This is a genomic window from Ahrensia marina, assembly GCF_042140245.1.
Lineage (GTDB): Bacteria > Pseudomonadota > Alphaproteobacteria > Rhizobiales > MH13 > MH13.
In genome coordinates this window covers 433,562-448,735 of sequence record NZ_CP159483.1, presented here as the reverse complement: position 1 = coordinate 448,735, position 15,174 = coordinate 433,562, and the positions used below count along the sequence as shown (strand labels likewise).

At 57.6% G+C, this 15,174-nt stretch carries 16 protein-coding genes; 13 read left to right on the top strand and 3 right to left on the bottom strand.

Going from position 1 to position 15,174, the window contains the following annotated elements; translation table 11 throughout:
• Positions 1-108 precede the first annotated feature (108 nt).
• On the top strand, positions 109-786 hold the full coding sequence (locus ABWH92_RS02200; RefSeq protein WP_375571742.1) for a response regulator: 678 nt from the start codon (positions 109-111) through the stop codon (positions 784-786).
• Positions 787-940: 154 nt separating this feature from the next.
• Here ABWH92_RS02200 and ABWH92_RS02195 read toward each other — a convergent pair whose 3' ends face one another.
• Positions 941-4,462, bottom strand: a complete 3,522-nt coding sequence (locus ABWH92_RS02195; RefSeq protein ID WP_375571741.1) for a PAS-domain containing protein — start codon at positions 4,460-4,462, stop codon at positions 941-943.
• A 308-nt stretch (positions 4,463-4,770) separates the two neighbouring features.
• On the opposite strand from ABWH92_RS02195, the gene mscL reads away from it, so the two are divergent.
• The 6 genes from mscL to ABWH92_RS02165 all read left to right on the top strand — a co-directional run bounded on the left by mscL (position 4,771) and on the right by ABWH92_RS02165 (position 10,014).
• Complete coding sequence (gene mscL / locus ABWH92_RS02190) at positions 4,771-5,184, top strand: large conductance mechanosensitive channel protein MscL (protein ID WP_375571739.1); 414 nt, start codon at positions 4,771-4,773, stop codon at positions 5,182-5,184.
• A 144-nt stretch (positions 5,185-5,328) separates the two neighbouring features.
• The gene (locus tag ABWH92_RS02185) at positions 5,329-6,543 is read left to right on the top strand and encodes a pyridoxal phosphate-dependent aminotransferase (RefSeq protein ID WP_375571737.1); all 1,215 of its coding nucleotides are present in this window, start codon (positions 5,329-5,331) and stop codon (positions 6,541-6,543) included.
• A gap of 79 nt (positions 6,544-6,622) precedes the next feature.
• Positions 6,623-7,843, top strand: coding sequence for a sensor histidine kinase (locus ABWH92_RS02180; RefSeq protein WP_375571735.1), 1,221 nt, complete (start codon positions 6,623-6,625; stop codon positions 7,841-7,843).
• A complete protein-coding gene (locus ABWH92_RS02175; protein ID WP_375574161.1) occupies positions 7,843-8,478 on the top strand; it encodes a response regulator transcription factor in 636 nt (211 codons plus the stop codon). Before ABWH92_RS02180 ends, ABWH92_RS02175 begins: the two co-directional genes overlap by 1 nt.
• 174 nt (positions 8,479-8,652) lie before the next feature.
• On the top strand, positions 8,653-8,991 hold the full coding sequence (locus ABWH92_RS02170; protein WP_375571733.1) for a response regulator: 339 nt from the start codon (positions 8,653-8,655) through the stop codon (positions 8,989-8,991).
• 282 nt (positions 8,992-9,273) lie between these two features.
• On the top strand, positions 9,274-10,014 hold the full coding sequence (locus ABWH92_RS02165; RefSeq protein ID WP_375571732.1) for a Crp/Fnr family transcriptional regulator: 741 nt from the start codon (positions 9,274-9,276) through the stop codon (positions 10,012-10,014).
• A 92-nt stretch (positions 10,015-10,106) separates the two neighbouring features.
• Here ABWH92_RS02165 and hemN read toward each other — a convergent pair whose 3' ends face one another.
• Positions 10,107-11,459 carry an oxygen-independent coproporphyrinogen III oxidase gene (gene hemN / locus ABWH92_RS02160; RefSeq protein WP_375571730.1) on the bottom strand — a complete coding sequence of 451 codons (1,353 nt, stop codon included), beginning with the start codon at positions 11,457-11,459 and terminating at the stop codon, positions 10,107-10,109.
• Between the two features lie 315 nt (positions 11,460-11,774).
• Here hemN and ABWH92_RS02155 point away from each other — a divergent pair, with 315 nt between their 5' ends.
• From ABWH92_RS02155 to ABWH92_RS02130, 6 genes are all read left to right on the top strand, one after another.
• Entirely contained in the window at positions 11,775-12,821 is a 1,047-nt protein-coding gene (locus ABWH92_RS02155; RefSeq protein ID WP_375571728.1) for an AbrB family transcriptional regulator, read from the top strand.
• 89 nt (positions 12,822-12,910) lie between these two features.
• Positions 12,911-13,465 (top strand): PleD family two-component system response regulator, encoded by a 555-nt coding sequence (locus ABWH92_RS02150; RefSeq protein ID WP_375571726.1) that lies wholly within the window; start codon positions 12,911-12,913, stop codon positions 13,463-13,465.
• A 125-nt stretch (positions 13,466-13,590) separates the two neighbouring features.
• Positions 13,591-14,019, top strand: coding sequence for a TIGR02594 family protein (locus tag ABWH92_RS02145; RefSeq protein ID WP_375571725.1), 429 nt, complete (start codon positions 13,591-13,593; stop codon positions 14,017-14,019).
• Positions 14,020-14,045: 26 nt separating this feature from the next.
• Positions 14,046-14,540: a hypothetical protein gene (locus ABWH92_RS02140; protein ID WP_375571723.1), complete on the top strand. Its 495-nt coding sequence runs from the start codon at positions 14,046-14,048 to the stop codon at positions 14,538-14,540.
• Positions 14,537-14,749, top strand: a complete 213-nt coding sequence (locus ABWH92_RS02135; protein WP_375571721.1) for a hypothetical protein — start codon at positions 14,537-14,539, stop codon at positions 14,747-14,749. Before ABWH92_RS02140 ends, ABWH92_RS02135 begins: the two co-directional genes overlap by 4 nt.
• Before the next feature lie 40 nt (positions 14,750-14,789).
• Complete coding sequence (locus ABWH92_RS02130) at positions 14,790-14,963, top strand: hypothetical protein (protein ID WP_375571719.1); 174 nt, start codon at positions 14,790-14,792, stop codon at positions 14,961-14,963.
• A 5-nt stretch (positions 14,964-14,968) separates the two neighbouring features.
• Here ABWH92_RS02130 and ABWH92_RS02125 read toward each other — a convergent pair whose 3' ends face one another.
• A complete protein-coding gene (locus tag ABWH92_RS02125; RefSeq protein ID WP_375571717.1) occupies positions 14,969-15,160 on the bottom strand; it encodes a beta-lactamase hydrolase domain-containing protein in 192 nt (63 codons plus the stop codon).
• Between the last annotated feature and the right edge of the window lie 14 nt (positions 15,161-15,174).

The window sequence follows — 15,174 nt, the reverse complement described above, 5'->3', positions numbered from 1 at the left end:
ACTTGAAAAAACTGTCACAATCCTGAGTATGACCATACCGGTTTCGGTGGCGGAGCCGACGGACGCCCAACTTTTGGGCACGGGTTTTAAAAAGAGGGCAGCGCATTCATGGCATCCACGCACCACTTTATCATCGCTGATGATCACCCCTTGTTTCGCGATGCTCTCAAGACCATCGTCGCCTCGCGTTTTGAACAGGCCCGCGTCTCTGAGGCCGGCGATATCGACGAAGTAACGGCTCAGCTCCAGACGGACGCTGATGTTGATCTCGTTCTGCTCGATCTCAATATGCCGGGCGTGCGCGGCTTTTCGGGCCTTATGTATCTGCGGGCGCAGTATCCGGGTGTTCCGGTCTGCATTGTATCGGCGACCGAAGACCAGGCGATCATCCGCCGGGCACTTGATTTTGGCGCGGCTGGCTTCATGCCCAAGTCTCTACCAGTGGATGACATCACCGCGGGGATCGAAGCGATCTTGGACGGCGATATCTGGACGCCAGCGGACATGGATTTGGCCAATGCGCCCGATGATGATGAGGCCGCAGCGCTTGCTAAGCGGCTTTCTTCGCTCACACCGCAGCAGGTGCGCGTCTTGATGATGCTAAGCCAGGGCTTGCTCAACAAACAAATCGCTTATGAGCTGGGTGTCTCGGAAGCCACCGTAAAAGCACATGTTTCTGCGATCTTGCAGAAGTTGAATGTGGAAAGCCGCACCCAAGCCGTCATCGCTGCCTCGCGCATTGAAATGGGCAACTGGCAAGAAGCTGTGGCAGAACTCGCGCACTGACCAGACGATCGTCACGGCCGGGCTTGACCCGGCCGTCCAAGTCTCTCGGTCGCTCATCTCAGCATGAACGCCGCAGGTTGAAGTTGGATCGTCGGTTTACAGGCATGGCGCTTGGTTCACGGAGCCCAGGCTAGACACCCTCTCTTTAGAAACGCTACTCCGCCGCCTCCGGCACAACGCGGAACTGCGCCACCATCGCCCTGAGCGCAGCCGGTTTGACGGGCTTGTTCAAGATCGCGATGCCCGCAGCTTCAGCCCGCTCCTGCATCTCAACGGAACGATCGGCGGTTACCAAGGCGGCTGGCAGGCTGGCGCCGAACTTCCAGCGCAGCTCTTTCACCGCTTCGATGCCAGTGCCTTCATCCAGGTGATAATCGGCAAGCACCATCTCCGGCTCCACGCCCTGTGCTTGCAGCTCGCGGCCAACCTCGGCAGCGGTCGCACCAGTGATTGCCACGGCACCCCAGCGAGAAAGCAGGCCACGCATGCCTTCCAGGATCGTTGGCTCATTGTCGATGCAGCAGACGATAACACCGGTGAGGTCTGTTTGATGGGCTCGGCTCGGTCGGCCGCTTGCTTTGCTGTTCATAGCCATAGCTGCGTCCACGCTGGCGCGAGCAACATGCGGCACACTCACACTGAAGCAGGAGCCGGAGCCTGGTTGTGAGGCAATGCTCACCGACAAGTCCAGCACCCCGGCGATACGATCAACTATGGACAGACCAAGGCCCAACCCGCCAGCGGTTCGTGCGCCATCATCGAGGCGCTTGAATTCATCAAACACCTGGCGCTGTTCACGCCGCCCCATGCCAATGCCTGTGTCATAAACGGCAACACGGTAGCCTTTGCCGTCGCGACGCAAACCCACAACGACCCCGCCAGAACGTGTGTACTTCACGCCATTGGACACGAGGTTCTGCAACAGGCGCTTCATGAGCTTGCGATCAGAACGCACCATCACGCTGGTTTTTACAAAGCGCAGATCAAGACTTTTTTCAGCCGCCGCCGGGCCGAACTCCACCTGCAATTGTTCAAACAGTTCTTGCAACGCGAACACCGAGGGTTCGGGTTTCATTGCACCGGCATCAAGGCGGGAGATATCGAGCAGTGCCCCAAGAATATCCTCCACCGCTTCCAGTGACCGGTCGATGTTAGCGGCATACTTGGTCGCGTCTGGCGGCATCTCGGTTTCATTGAGGGTGGACGCATACAGTCGAGCAGCGTTGAGCGGCTGCAAAATGTCGTGGCTGGCAGCCGCTAAGAACCGCGTCTTGGAGATATTGGCATTCTCGGCCACCTGACGCGCCAGTTCCAGTTCCTGGTTCACGCGGGTCAGCTCTTCGGTGCGCTCGCGAACCCGCTGTTCCAACTCTTCGTTGATCTGCGCCAGCTCTTCAGCAGCGCGTTCTCTGTCGGTGATGTCTGTGTAGGTGGTCACGATACCGCCATCAGGCATCGGGTTGGTGCGCACCTCAAGCACAAGACCCGATGGGTGCAGCGTCTCGGTGAAGGTGGACATGTCAACAACCATGCGCTCCACCCGTTCTGCCACCTGGCCAGAAGGGCTGCCTTTGCCGAAAGCGCCGCGCTCTGCGTTGTGCCGTAGGATCGTGTGCAGCGATGTGCCAACTTGGCCGAACTCCGCAGGCAGATTGAGGAGATCGCGGAACTGCCGGTTCCAGCAGATCAGGTTGAGGTCGCGGTCGAACACGCTGATCCCCTGACGCACCTGATCGAGTGCAGTCTGCAACAGGTCGCGATTGTATTGAATGGCCGAGGACGCCTCATCGAGCAGCTTCATCGCTTCGCGTGAGGAGGTTTGGTGACGTCGCAGCATCAAGGTCATCACCAGACGTGACGAGGCTGCACCAATGGCGCTGGCCAGCAACTGTTCGGCAAAACGCAGGGCGTGAACGTCGGCTTCACCTTGGTTTTGGATCGGCTCACCGCGTTCGCGCGCAAAGCGCTGGAACGAGCGGTCGGTACGCTGCTCGCCAAGATAGCGCGCCACAGCGCTTTGCAGTTCGGCGAAGGTCACACGCGTGCGTGACATGCGCAGCGCTGGGGTTGGCGTAAGATCGGTCGGCACAAAAACCTGGGCCTGAAGCCGCTCAATCGCCTCTGGCTGGCGCGCAATAGAAACAATGAAATAGGTGGCGATGTTCGCCATCAGGCTCCAGAACACGCCATGGGTCAGTGGTTCGAAGTCGAGGCCAAACAGTCGTTCGGGCTGCAAAAGCACGATCCCAAACAATCCATCAGCCAACGTGTCGGCCGGTAGAGCGCCCGCCTTGATGAGGTTGGGGATGAGCAGCGTGTAAGCCCACACGCCAAGCCCGGCCAGCATGCCTGCCACAGCGCCGCGTGCGGTGCCGCGCTTCCAGATGAGGCCAAGGAAGAACGCTGGCGCCATTTGCGCAATCGCTGCGAACGAGAGAAGCCCTATCTCAGCCAGTGCCGCAGTACCGGCTGCTGCACGGTAGTAGAGATACGACAGGAGCAGGATAGCGAAGATTGCCACCCGGCGAATGTAGAGAACCAGCCGCCCAAGCTCTTCTGGAGCACCTTCGGCACGCCGTCGCACGATAAACGGCATGATGAGATCGTTCGAAATCATGATGGAGAGGGCAACACTGGCCACGATAACCATGGCAGTGGCAGCTGACAGACCACCAATAAACCCAATCAGTGTGATCGCTCCGGCATTCACGCTCATCGGCAGTTGCAGCACATAGGTGTCAGGCTCAACCTGTCCGTTGAGCAGCACTTGGCCGGCCAGTGCGATGGGCACCACAAAAACATTGATCGCAAGCAGATAGGCAGGGAATAGCCAGCGTGCTCGGCTCAGCTCAGAAGGATGGTTGTTCTCCACCACCAGGATGTGGAACTGGCGCGGCAGCAAAATGATTGCAAAGGCGCTGAGCAGCGTCATGGCGATGAAGGAGCCACCGCTAATTGACCCAGTCACAACGTCCAAAGCGCCAGCGTCAGCAGCTTGAGTGAAAAGATCACCAAACCCATCGAACATGATGAAGGTGACGAAGAAGCCGACAATGACGAAAGCGACAAGCTTGACGACTGATTCCGTGGCCACAGCAAGCATCAACCCGTCTTGATGTTCGCTTGTATCGACGGTGCGCGTGCCGAACAGCACCGCGAAGGCTGCCATCGCTATTGCAACAATGAAGGCGATATCGGCGACAAATGTGGGATTGAGGGGCACAGAAGGCGCTTCGACGAACAGCTCCACTGAGATGGAGACGGCCTTCAATTGCAGCGCGATGTAGGGAACAACGCCAACCACAGCGATCAGTGCGGCAAGAGCGGCCACCCGTTCATTTTTGCCGTAGCGAGCCGACAAGAAATCGGCGACCGATGTGATGCGCTCAGCTTTTGAAAGCGCAATAATATGGCGTAGCAGCGGTGCCCCTAGCGTCAGAATAAGGATCGGGCCGATATAAATTGTCAGGAAATCCAAGCCGCTGACCGCCGCCAAGCCCACAGATCCAAAGAAGGTCCAGCTGGTGCAGTAGATCGCCAGCGCCAGTGCGTAGAGGGTTGGGCGTGGCGGGCGCACCGGAGTGGCCATGGCCCGTCGGTCACCATAGCTGGCGATCCAAAAGAGGGCGCTAATGTAGAGAAGGGCGGCGCCAAGCGCGAGCCAACTGGGAACCACGCGATGTCACTCCTGCTGCAACCGAACGGTGCGGGCATCAAACATTAGCGCCCGGAAAGGCGCGCGTGCAAGCGGTGGTGCACGATGTGCCACCAATGGCCGATCTGATAGTGGCACAGCCGGTTACAAAACGCTGCTGATCTATGAAAGCAAATGTGCTTTTCCTGTTTCACAACCTTGGGTTACCCATCGCGATGGGCTCGCACGCCGTGGGCCTCAGAAACACTCTGAGACAGAGATACTCAACGACACTTTTTATGCGCCACACATCAGTGGTCCGTGCTTGAGCCTTTAGGAGGGCCTTTATCGTGCTTAAGGAATTCAAAGAATTTGCCATGAAAGGCAGTGTGCTGGACTTGGCTATCGGTGTGATCATCGGCGGTGCTTTTGGCACGATCGTCTCCTCCATGGTCGATGATGTGATCATGCCCATCGTCGGTGCGATTTTCGGTGGTCTTGATTTCACCAACTATTTTGTTGGCCTGTCGTCTGCAGTGGATGCTGGCACACTGGAAGCCGCACGCGAACAAGGTGCCGTCCTCGCCTATGGCTCGTTCATCACAGCCGTTGTCAATTTTACCATCATTGCGTTCATCCTGTTCCTTGTTGTCAAAGGCGTGAACAACATGAAGCGCAAAGAGGAAGAGGCACCTGCTGCCCCGGCAGAGCCGCCCAAACAGGAAGTGCTCCTGGAAGAAATTCGCGACCTCTTGAAAAAGTAGTCAATCTGCTCGACAGAAGGTGTCGTCACCAGACTATGGTGATGCGCTACAAAACAAGGCGAGTGCTGGCAGGATAACCTGTTCGCTCGCCTTGATTTTGTTGGCCTCCTTGCCACGCTGTGGCACCCCAAAAGGTTGCTCTTTATGTCGACGTCCTCACCAACATCATCCACACCCACACTGTCCGATATCGCCTTGCGCGCGCCTGAGAGCGGCATTGTCGACATCATGAATTATGGGCGTCGCAAAGGCGGGGTGATGCCGCTTTGGGCTGGTGAGGGTGATCTGCCAACCCCGGCTTTCATCGGGAAGGCTGCCACGCAAAGCCTGGCCGAAGGTGAGACGTTCTATACTTGGCAGCGCGGGCTGCCCGAGTTGCGCGAAGCGTTGGCCGCTTACACCCAGCGCTTAACCGGGCAAGCGCTGGAATCCGAACGATTCTTTGTCACCGGCTCTGGTATGCAGAGCATCCAAATCGCGCTTCAAATCGCTCTCGATCCAGGTGATGCGATCATCGTCCCTTCTCCTGCATGGCCCAACATCGTTGCGGCATCAGGGTTGCGAGGCGCTGATGTGCTGGAAATTGCCATGCCTTTCGTTGATGGGCGGTTCACGCTTGATATGGGCGCCATTGAAGAGGCGGCCAAAGACGAAAAAACCAAAGCAATCTTCATCAACTCGCCGTCCAACCCGACTGGTTGGGTTGCCGACCTGGAAACCCTCAAGGCTGTCCATGATCTGGCCGAGCGCCATGATCTGTGGATCATCGCTGATGAAATCTACGCCCGCTTCGTGTTTGGTGAGGCTGGCTTGCAGGGTTCCAACCCCAAGCGTGCGCCGTCCTTCAAGGACGTGGACCCGCTTTCATCCCGCGTGATCTATGTGAACACCATGTCGAAAAACTGGGCCATGACCGGTTGGCGTATTGGTTGGATCGAGGCGCCTGTGGAACTGGGGCAGGTCATTGAAAACCTCATCCAGTATTCAACATCCGGTGTGGCTGCCTTCATGCAGCGCGCTGCTGTTGTTGCGCTCAATGAAGGTGATGCTTTTGTTGACGAGCAGATTGCGCGCGCAACGACCAATCGCGACTTGCTGGCGGAAACCTTCGCGCCCTTGAACCGCCTGCAAGTGAGTGCGCCTGATGGTGCCTTTTATTTGTTCTTCAAAGTGCTGGGCGAAACGGACACGCGACAATTGGCCCGCACGCTGGTCGATGAGATCGATGTTGGGCTGGCGCCCGGCACAGCGTTTGGCCCAGGTGGAGAGGCGTTTTTGCGCATGTGCTTCGCCCGCGATCCTGAGCAAATTGCTGAAGTGGCTGAGCGTATTGCTCGGTGGATCAGCATAAGTGCCTAGCGGTTTCTCCCTAGATCAATGTTTTCAAACCGGTTTGAATATGCCAATTTCTACGTAGTAAGGCGTGGACGAGGCATAGATGCCCAAGACTGTTTCCGAAGTTCGGCTTGATAGCCTCCTCAATACCGCCGTCGATGGAATCATCCTGATTGACGATGCGATGCGCATCCTTGTGTTCAATTCAGCCTGTGAACAGCTGTTTGGCTATGCCGCTGAAGAGGTTATCGGTGAAAACGTCTCCGTCCTCATGCCGCATGAGTATGCCCACGAGCATGATGACTATGTGAACCACTACATGGAAACCGGCGAACGTCGGATCATCGGCATCGGGCGCGAGGTCCGCGGAAAGCATCGCGATGGCAGCGACTTCCCGTTGGAGCTATCCGTGGGTGAAGCTCTCACACCTGCCGGCCGCCAGTTTGTTGGTATCGTGCGCGATTTGCGCCCTCGCAAAGCCGTCGAACGTCGCCTCAATCAGCTTCAAGCCGAGCTTGTGCATCTGGCCCGCGTTTCGGCCATGGATGAGATGGGCTCAGCGGTTGCCCATGAGCTCAACCAGCCTTTGACAGCCGTGATGCTGTACCTTCAAGCGGTTACCCGTCGGATCAGTGCGCTCAATGGCGATGGCCCGAAAGATCACATGATCACCGAGACTATCGAGAAAGCCAAACGAGAAGCTGAGCGCGCCGGTAACATCATCCAGCGCATGCGCCATTTTGTTGAGAAACGCGAGCCAGACCGCCGGTCTGTCGCGCTTGCTCCATTGATCGACGACACGTTGGAGTTGACCAGCGTTGGGACCAACTCCGAAGGCATTGCAACATCCGTTGACCTGCCGGAGAAATTGCCATCCATCGAAGCCGATCCGGTTCAGGTGCAGCAGATCCTGGTCAACCTTTTGCGCAACGCCTTTGAAGCTGTGCGCGGCAGCACCAATCCAAAAGTCGTTATTCGCGCCGCCCATTCGTCAGAAGCGGTGACCATCAGCATTGAAGACTCGGGCCCCGGCATCCCCCAAGAAGTGCACGAACGGCTCTTCAAAGCCTTCTCCACCTCCAAACGGACCGGTATGGGGCTTGGCCTGTCGATCAGCCGATCGATCGCCCAGAACCACGGTGGTGATCTCACAGTTGATCCAGGTGGCAATGGCAAAGGGGCCACGTTCAAGCTCACCTTACCGCGCAGCGCTGAGAATTCTGTTCCGCTCATGTCGGCTGGCGAGTTTGCTGGTTCGACCAAGCAACCCGTGCCGCATTCTTCCAGTCCAACTCAAGACTTTGACAAAGGAGACCGCCAATGATGGCCCGGTCCATGAACCCTGATCAGGCAATTTTTATTGTCGATGACGATCCCGCAGTGCGCGACGCGCTTTCGGTTGTGTTCTCGCTGGAAGGCTTCGATGTTGAGACATTCGAAAACGGCGATGATTTCATCAATGCGTTGCCCAACTTACCCAGCGCCTGTGTCCTCCTAGACGTTCATATGCCGGGTCGCTCTGGCATGGACACGCTGAAAGCACTCGATCCCGACCACTATCCGGCGCCGGTCTTCATCATCTCCGGCCAGGGCGATATTCCTATGGCCGTTGCGGCAGTAAAATCAGGCGCCTTCGATTTCATCGAGAAACCGTTTGACGCTGAGACCGTGGTGGCGCGCGTGCGCGAAGGCATTGCGGTGGTTAAACGGCGGTTGGAAGCAGGTGACAGCGATCATGCAGAGCACCCTGACCTTCAGCTTCTCACACCGCGTGAGCGAGAAGTGTTGGAGCAGATCACTGCGGGCGCTTCCAACAAGGAGGCCGGTCGTACGCTCGGTATCTCGCCGCGTACCATCGAGGTTCACCGCGCACGCATCATGGAAAAGCTAGGTGCCAAGAACGCTGCTGATCTGGTGCGGATCGTCCTGTCGGGCCCTGACCACATGGACGCTCGTTAACCAACGCCACACGGCAAAAACCCAACAAAACCGGTATGGATGAGCCCGTAAGCAGTCTCTGTTACGGGCTCGTGCTTATACCGCTTGGCGGTGATCTGCCCCATACTTAAGCTCGTAACAAACGAGCGCGCCACCGATCCACCGGTGGTATGGCGGTTTTGAAGGCATCTGGCATTGACGGTCTATATTCTCGAAGACGATGCAGCGGTCTGCGATGCGCTCAGCCTGTTTGTTGAGCAGCTGGGGCATTCGGTACGCACGTTCAGCGACGCGGAGAGCTTCTTTGCTGCTGGCGTCCCATCGGGCAAAGACACCGTCATCATCGATATTGGTCTGCCTGGCATTGATGGCAGCAAAGTCATCAGCTGGATTCATGCCCTTGCCGATGCGCCTCGCGTGCTGGCCATTACGGGGCAATCGCACACCATGATCCGCGACTTCCTGGAAGGCATGCCGTCGACAGAGTTGCTGCGCAAGCCTTTGTCCGCCACCGAGCTGGCGCCTTACCTCTAGTCCCCTAATTTTCCGGCCGTGATCGTCTTGCGTCACCTGATGGTGCATCGCACCAGTGCGTTTGCGCTGCAGCGCTACGATCTGCCGCATGGGGTCTAAGTGGTTGAACTGAGCGGAAACGAGCGGACGTGATTTATGTCAAAGCAGTCATTAGTGTGTGCTTATTCGGTGCGGCGCAGCACGAAACGTTAGTCGGCAGACTGAGCCGATGATCGTGCATTGCCAGGCTGGGTGAGAAAAAAGAGACGGCGCGGTGTTCGTCTCGCTGTTGGAGGGAACGTTATGGCATACACAAGCTTCCGTGAAGATCGTGCAGAGCAGGGACGATCCAGCGCCAACAGCCGTTCCACAACGCCAGGTCCTCGTGGCGATGATGCTTGGGAAAGTCTGCGCAATGCACAGGGCACCCGCCGCCAAACCTATGCTGCTCATGACGTGATCTATTTCGAGGGTGACGAGGCGAAAAACCTCTACGAAATCGTTTCAGGCGCCGCGATGCTGTACAAGCTGCTCCCCGATGGCCGTCGCCAGGTGGTTGAAGTTCTTGGGCCAGGCGATCTGTTCGGCTTCGACATGGACACTTACCATGATTGTTCAGCAGAAACCTTGGTCTCAACGACCGCTTTGGTGTTCAGCCGCCGCGATGTGGAAGCCTCGACCGCCGCGCAATCTCATCTGACACGCTGCGCCATGCAGCAGGTCTATGCCATGCACGATCATGCTGTGCTGCTCGGTCGTAAGTCGGCCTATGAGCGCGTGGCAAGTTTTCTGATGCGCTTTGTGCCCGATCGTGGAACGGTTCATTGCCAGGGTCCAAGCGATGAGGACAATGATCAGGGCACAGTTCAGCTGAATATGACCCGTCAGGAAATGGCGGATTATCTCGGCTTAACCATTGAAACGGTGAGCCGCGTGATCTCCGACATGAAGCGTAAGGGCGTCATCCGCCTTGAAAAACATGACAAGGTGATCATCAACCGCATTTGCTCGCTTTGCCAACTGACAGGCGCGCACGCTGATTAAGTCTGCTTCCAAAAGGCAGGTTGAATACACAAAGGGGCCATCACGGGCCCCTTTTTGATTTCTTTTCGGACAGCGGTTTGGCTCGATAGCCCTCAAACGGCTACCGAATGACGCGCTTTGCTCTGTTCGGCAAACCCATCAAAGCGAGCAGCAACCAGCCGCGCCAGGAACCGCGCATCGTGCGGAATGCGCACCTGCGTTCCCAGAACCTCACAAAGACCGTCTTCTGCCAGATCATCAAGGCTGATCAGCTGCTCATTAATCCAGGTTTGGCTGGGCACGACACCGTGGCGCGGTTCGGCGATATTGGTGGAGAAGGCTGTTAAGAGGTCTTCAATGATAGCGCCGCGCAGGCGATCCTCGCCCGTCAGTGCGTAGCCGCGTGCTGCAGGAAGCTCGCCGGCTTCAATGGCACGAGTCCAGGCACCGATATCTGGCACCGTCTGGACGTAGCCTTGTTTCAGCTTGCCGATAGAGGATGCACCAAACCCAATCAGCGTGGTGGCAGTATCGGTGGTGTAGCCCTGGAAGTTGCGTTTCAGCGTGCCGCGACGCATGGCTTGCGCCATGGAGTTGTGAGGCTTGGCAAAATGGTCAAAACCAATGCTTACATAGCCCAGATGCTCCAGCGCCTTATGCGCCGCGCGCACCTGTTCAAGACGGGCACCGGCGCTCGGTAGCTGCGCCTCATTGATCATCTTCTGGTTCTTTTTCATCCACGGCACATGGGCATAACCAAACAGAGCAATCCTGTCGGCACCCAGCGCCGCGCAAGCCGCAACCGAGCGACCAACATCTTCCAATGATTGCTGCGGCAGGCCGTACATCACATCCATGTTGATCGCATCAAGGCCTGCCCCGCGTAGGGCATTCACGGCACCCTCAACGACTTCCAACGGTTGCACCCGGCCAATTGCTTGCTGAACCCGAGCGTTCAAGTCCTGAACGCCTAAGCTCACCCGGGTGACACCATAGGCTTTGAGATCAGCTGCCAGCGCTTTGTCGACAACACGTGGGTCCAGCTCAATCGCGTGCTCATCAAGTGCGCCGAGATCAAAACGTGCCTCAACGGCTTTCAGCAGATTGGCAAAGCCTTCACGCGGCATGAGGCTTGGTGTGCCACCGCCCCAATGCATATGCGTCACACGCAGCTTGCCAGGCAGATGGTGTGCCACCAGCTCGATCTCTTTGGCCATGGTCTGACCATAGGCCAGGATTGGCGCATCTTTGCGGCTGGCCTTGGTGAAACAACCGCAATAGGCGCAGATCGAACGGCAATAGGGCACGTGAAAATAAAGCGAAGCCGCATCGCTTGGTGAGGTCTCTGAGAGCCATTTTGTATAGGTTGGCCCATCCACATCCGTGGTGAAGTGAGGCGCTGTGGGATACGATGTATAGCGCGGCACGGTGACCGTGGCGTAGCGTCCAATATTGTGCACTGTCATGGCTCGGTCAGCCTTCTTTTGCGCGCCACCCAAGCGTGTTTTGCTAGGTGGGCACCGGTTTGCGTCCAAGAACGCGAAAAGCAAAAGCCTAGAGTGCAAGCGGCGCTGAGAGGGCCACCAGGTACCCTCTAGGGTGCCAAGGTTGACTATGTGTCTCAGGTTTTGACCGGGCTGAACTTGATGGGAATCAAGCTTAAGCTAATTCACTGACTGACCTGCTCTCGATCAGGTTTACCGATGCTTGCCGACTTGGCAGTTCCTGGCACCATCGGTTAGACCAGCGACATGAAACGCTCATCCCCTTGGCGCTGAGGTTTGTTGGCGCCCCTTTCACCTCCTGATCTCATCAAACTGCGCAGTCTTGCCATAGCGGCGGCTGGTGGCGCGGCACTCGGTTTGGCTGGTATTCCTGGCGGTTGGATCGCGGGGTCCATGCTGGCAGTTGCCATCACAGCGCTCTCCGGCATAGCGGTGGACCTGTCTCCAAGCGTGCGTAATCTGGGCTTTGTTGCCGTGGGCATTTCCATGGGCTCGGGCGTCACCCCCGACATCATCGCCCGCCTTTCCAGCTGGCCGATCACCGTTGTTCTTGTGGTTTTATCGATCCCGTTGATCGCGGGCGTCTTGACTTTGTTTCTGATGCGCGTCGCACGTTGGGATCTCGCCACCGCTATGCTGTCTGCCATGCCGGGAGCACTCAGCTATTTGATTGCATTGGCGCCAGAAACCAAAGCTGATGTGCCTCGCGTGGCCATCCTGCAGACCACGCGCGTTGCGATCCTTGTGGCGATCCTACCGCTCGCAGCGCTTTGGCTTTCCGACCCTGTGCCACCAGCCGCCTTTGTTCCGCTTGGCGGCCTTGACGATGCTATTCTGCTCTATACAGCTGGCATTGGTGGGGCGGTTTTGGCCTACCTTGTACGCGTGCCCGCAGGACTTCTGGTGGGTGGGCTTTTCATCAGCGCCGTTCTGCATGGATCAGGTCTGGTGGTTGGTCGCCCCCCACAATGGATTGCCATTGTAGGCTTCATCATTCTTGGCACACTGATCGGAACACGCTTTGCTGGCACGCGGTGGCGCGAGCTTGGTGCGGTTCTCGGGGTATCGCTGGCAAGCTTTGTTCTGGGCTCATCCATTGCTGTTGCGATGGCAATCGTGGGGTCAGCGCTGACCGGCTTCCCAGTGTTGAAGCTCATCATAGCCTTTGCACCAGGCGGGTTGGAAGCCATGGTAGTGCTGGCCTTCGCGATGGATTTGGACCCAGCATTCGTGGCTGCGCATCATTTGGTGCGCTTCCTGCTTATCGCTCTTGCAGCGCCTTTTGTTGTCCGCTGGTTCAAACTGGCGGCCCCGAAAAGCTGAGCGCTGGACCGCGAACAAGGGTATAACTGTTTATTCAAATGTTCGCGCTAGGGTGGTGGCTTCTTCGTTCCTTGAGGTCAAATGGGCCCATGCTGAGCACGACAGCCTACGACTACTCACAAGTGCGTGTGCTTGTGGTCGATGACAATGTGCATATGTGCCGCCTTGTGCGTGCCATGCTCAACGCGTTCGGCATTCGTCAGGTCGCTGATGCAGGTGATGGCGCCGAAGCATTGGAGCTTATGGAACAAAACCAATTCGATGTTTTGGTGGTGGATTGGGAGATGCCTGTCCTTGATGGGGCAGAGTTGGTGCGTCTCATCCGAAACCCCGAGCACTCTTACTGCTATGCGCCGATCATCATGATCACGGGGCATTCAACCTATCGGCGTACACAGCAGGCCTTGGCCTTGGGCGTTAACGACGTTTTGTGCAAGCCCTTTTCGCCCAAAGCGCTTTACATGCGGTTGGCTGACAATGTTGCCACCCCACGGCCTTTTATCCGCTCACCAGAGTATTTTGGCCCCAAACCACGTGTGGATAAGGCTGAGCGTGATCCGCTCGCGGTCAGCACCAACCCACCTGCGGCTGAGCCCGCCGGCGACCTCTCCATCGATTTGGATGCCATCGCCACCTTCGAATAGTCACGCACGTCCCTAAAAGGGGACAGCTGCGCGTCTTATTCACGCCGACAGTTCGCACACAAACACTGGTCCCTATGAGCCGACGCCACTCGGGCGTTTGGCATGACAATAGGGAAGGGCCAGGCATGTCCGATCCAGTCTGGTTGCAGCAGGCACAGCGTCATCTAGGGACGCGTGAATGGCCAGGGCGCCATCACAACCCATCCGTTCTTCGTTTCTTTGCTCGCGCTGGTTTTTCCAGCGTTCGCGATGATGAGACACCTTGGTGCGCGGCCTTTGTAAATGCCGTTTTGGCCGATGCGCATCTGCCGACCAGCGGCAAGCTCACCGCCCGCTCGTTTCTGAAGTGGGGAACGCCCATTGAGACAACCAGGCGCGGCGCGATTGCTGTCTTTCGGCGCGGACGCTCCACCTGGCAAGGCCATGTCGGCTTTGCGCTTGATGCCGATGCCACGCACATCACGCTGCTTGGTGGCAACCAGTCCAACGCCGTCACCAAGGCGCGTTATCCGCGATCCAAACTGCTTGGCTTGCGCTGGCCCTCCACCGCTTGATCCACCCCACACAGAAAGAGCATTCCATGAACGAGAAAATCTATCTTTGCCTGCCACTGGTGGCAGCAGGCCTTACCCTTGCCACGCCTGCCCATGCTGACACCGTGGATTTTGGCTGGGTCATCGATCTGACGGCACCTTATGTGGAAACCGCGGCCATTGCCCTGGCAGCCGCACTGGTTGGTTGGCTGATCTCGCGCCTTGGTCGCTGGGTTGGGCTGGAAATAGAGCGCGACCATGCTGAAGCGCTGCACGGTGCTGTCGCCCGTGGGGTGCGCCACGCCATTTCTTTGGTGCGTCGCGAGGCCAAGGATCACGCAAGCGTGGACATTGAGAGCCGGTTGATCGCTGAAACGGCCATTTATCTGGAAAAGCTGATGCCCGATGCGCTGAACCATTTTGGTCTGACTGATGAGGCTCTGGACCGTTTGATCCGCGCTTACCTCGGCCCTGATGTCTTGCACTGGGCAGAGGTGCCGCCTTCAGCCAATGCAACCATTCCACGGGATCGCGCCAGATGATGGCTGAGCTTCTCGCCAGCCTTGTCGCCGCACTTCTTGGTGTGTTTCTCGACAGGCTGGCTGAATGGCAGAGAGCGCAACGCGCTACGAAGGTAGCGGTAGATCGGGCCCGTCTTCGCCGCTGGCGGGACGTGAACCGGGTCAATCGTCAGATCGATGGGGACATAGCCGGTGAAGCCGATCTTGGTGCCATTGTTGATCGGCTCTAGCGTGTTGGCTGCGTGCCAGACATTGCAGCCAAGACAGGCTGTGTTGCAGGATGACGCGCTGTGCACATTGCGCCCGATTGCGGTGAGTGAAGAGGTGCGCGACCACTTGCGCGTCGCCGTAACCAGCGAGCCGTTACTGAATGGCTATGCACGGTTTCTGCGCGACATCGCCGCCCACAACGCCAAAATCCGGGAGCACTGCAGCGCCCATTGAGCACGTTAAAGCTGTTGGGAAAGATCGTAGCCAGCGGCTTCTGTGAGCGCCAAGACCTCATCGCGCGGACGCTTGGTCACTTCCTGAAAGGCCCACAGCATGATCGAACGTGTGCCAGAGCGGCAATAGGCGACCACCTTGCCGGCATCATTCTCAACCAGTTCAGCCATTTGCGTGACATGTTGAGGGCCAAACATGCCGGACGCGATTG